This window comes from Streptantibioticus ferralitis, assembly GCF_029223525.1.
Classification (GTDB): Bacteria; Actinomycetota; Actinomycetes; order Streptomycetales; family Streptomycetaceae; genus Streptantibioticus_A; species Streptantibioticus_A ferralitis.
This window is the reverse complement of record NZ_JARHTQ010000105.1, coordinates 1-601: the sequence shown is the minus strand read 5'-3', so window position 1 is coordinate 601 and position 601 is coordinate 1. Positions and strand designations below refer to the sequence as shown.

1 protein-coding gene is annotated in these 601 nt (G+C 71.4%); it reads right to left on the bottom strand.

Annotated features, from left to right (window positions below; all coding sequences use genetic code 11):
* Positions 1-601: acyl carrier protein (locus P2L57_RS39880; RefSeq protein ID WP_275823506.1), on the bottom strand; the 601-nt coding region annotated here is incomplete at both ends.

Genomic DNA, 601 nt, shown 5'->3' with positions numbered 1-601 from the left:
TTGGCAGCGCCTGCCGGACGGCGGTCTCGGTGGCGTGGCCTAACTGCTCGGCGAGGTGGGCCGCCAGCCGGGTTGCGTTCGGGTAGTCGAAGACCAGGGTGGCGGGCAACGCCAGCCCGGTCGCTGTCTGGAGTCGGTTGCGTAGTTCGACCGCGGTCAGTGAGTCGAAGCCGGCCTCGCGGAACGCCTGGGCAGGGTCGACATCGTTCCCGCCGCTGTGGCCGAGGACGATGGCGACGTGCTCGCGGACTAGGGTGAGCAGGTGCTGGCCGCGTTGCTGGGTGGTGAGTCCGGCCAACTGCTGGGCGAGGCCGTCGGGTTGCTGGTGGTTGCCGGCCGTGGCCCGCTGCGGCCGGGCGCCGACCAGTGCCCGGAGTATGACCGGCAAGTCGGGCTGGCCTCGCAACGCGGGGGTGTCGAGCCGGGCCAGGGCCACCAGTGGGATGTCCGCGATGACGGCCTGGTCGAACAGCCGCATGCCCTGGGCCACCGATAGGGGTGGCATTCCCGAGCGTTCCAGTCGGTGGATGTCGGCTTCCGACAGCGTGCCGGTGAGCCCGACTTCGGGGGTCCACGGGCCCCAGGCCATCGACACACCGGG